This window comes from Streptomyces sp. NRRL F-2664 (genome assembly GCF_000719345.1).
Lineage (GTDB): Bacteria > Actinomycetota > Actinomycetes > Streptomycetales > Streptomycetaceae > Streptomyces.
In genome coordinates, this window is the sequence record NZ_JOFX01000196.1 from 1 (window position 1) to 1,750 (window position 1,750).

General features: G+C 62.3%; 1 protein-coding gene and 1 pseudogene. Both read left to right on the forward strand.

Annotated elements, in window-relative coordinates; all coding sequences use genetic code 11:
• Nucleotides 1–884 (forward strand): RHS repeat-associated core domain-containing protein (locus IF89_RS45540; protein ID WP_199820642.1); only part of this gene is annotated, 884 nt, incomplete at its 5' end.
• 696 nt (nucleotides 885–1,580) lie between these two features.
• Nucleotides 1,581–1,750: pseudogene (locus IF89_RS46730) on the forward strand (helix-turn-helix domain-containing protein); the annotation flags it as partial.

A 1,750-nucleotide genomic window follows, 5' to 3' on the forward strand; every position in this document is an offset into this window, starting at 1 on the left:
CCCCCGCCCGCCTCTACCACCCCGAAACCGGCCGCTTCACCACCCGCGACCCCCACCCCACACCCCTCAACAAATACCAAGCCTTTAGCGCGGAACCCGTTAACTTCGTAGACCCCAGCGGCAATATCCAGATTCGCCTCAACCAGCGCAACCATCTAGGTGACATCGAAAAGAATAGTCCAATACATACTCCCGGATCTCTAATTGCCGCAGCCACACAAAGCGGCAGCCCTGAAAATGCCCTGCCGAGGGCGCGGAATGTGCCGAGTTTCGGCAGACTTCGGGCCCCCGAGGCTGACGGCGTAACAGCGCAGGACGAATCCACCAATGCGAGCACGCATGCGCCCGGATCAAAAACCTTCGCCTCTACGAATCTAGATGCAACTTCCGCAGCGATGTTTGGAGAATCACCGGACCGACTTCATGGGGGTGGCGCTTTCGAGCAGCATTTCCACTTTCCTCTCCAATTCCTTAGCGCGGAAGTTGAAAGCATTGACAGGCAGCTCCGTAAGCTATTACTTCCCGCCAGATGGGTGGGCGCCATTAGGGTGGACAGGAAACTGCAAGGGATCAAGAATAAAGCGCTTGCGATGGAGGCCCAAGGCGTGAATCGTGAGCGCTTATTTGAAATGAAAGGAATGATCCGTGATTTTCGGGCCGAGCTTCACGCGCTGCAGCGAAAGGCCATCAGGAGGAATGCCCCTCCGGGGGTAAGTGCATGGATTGACACCGTAATTTATTTCGATGAGAGAAAATATGTCCTGCGGGCCATCCGGGGGTACGAGATTCAGCGTCAGTTCGTGCCCGACCCTCAAGGGACAGAAATTTTGAGATACAGCACGGGGCTAACTGTTACTGACATCTTGTACGGACGCGGAGGGTGACGGTCAGATAGGGGGTTGCCTAAGAGGAGCAGACAGGCGAAGCAAGCCTGCACAATGCTTAGTCTGCAGAGTGGGTTCGCCGCCTGGCGGGCGGCGCTTCGCGGTGGTGGCCGATTACCTGGGCCGGTGCAGGCCGTGTCGGCGGGGGTCGGGACGCCCTGTGCGCTCGAAGGTCCGGAGGATGTTGTGGGCACGGGCGGCTGCCAGGTCGGGGGATCCGGCCCGGCAGTGCCGCGGCAGCTGTAGAACTGTCCGGCCGGTGTGCCGAGGCCTGCGGCGGTATGCGTGAGCGTGTCGTGCCGCCCGGGGGCGCACCAGGCAGGTAAGAGCACGCAGGTGCGGGGAAGCCTGCAGCGGCGGCCCCCCTCACGGGTGGCGAGGGGCACGGCTGCCCGCTCGGCCAGAGCCCGGGGCAGGCCGAGTGCGGCAGGACACGGAGCCAAATGAGCTGAAACGTAAAACACCTCCCGCAACGGCACGGGAGCCCGTGCCGTTGCGGGCAGCGGCCTCGTCACCCATCCGGTGACCACTCTGAAGGGACTCAGGGGGCAAGCCTCCCACATATCTCCAGACCCCCTGGCAACCACTGAGCTTGTTCAGGTTGGCCACTGATCGGGTGACGGCAAGGCAGGCGTAACAGGCGAGGCCCTCGGGCTGCTGAGCGGGATGTCTGACGTCCACAGCTCTTCAACTCGGGGGCCTCGTCGGTTCCTTATCCTGCCGTACTCGCGCGCTCTGGTCGCACTGGTGTACCTGCGCAAGAACGACACCGTGCGGCAACTGGCCGCGGGATTCGGTATCAGCCTCGGGACCGCGCACGCCCATGTCCACGCTGTCGTGGAACACCTGGCCGCTCTCGCGCCGGG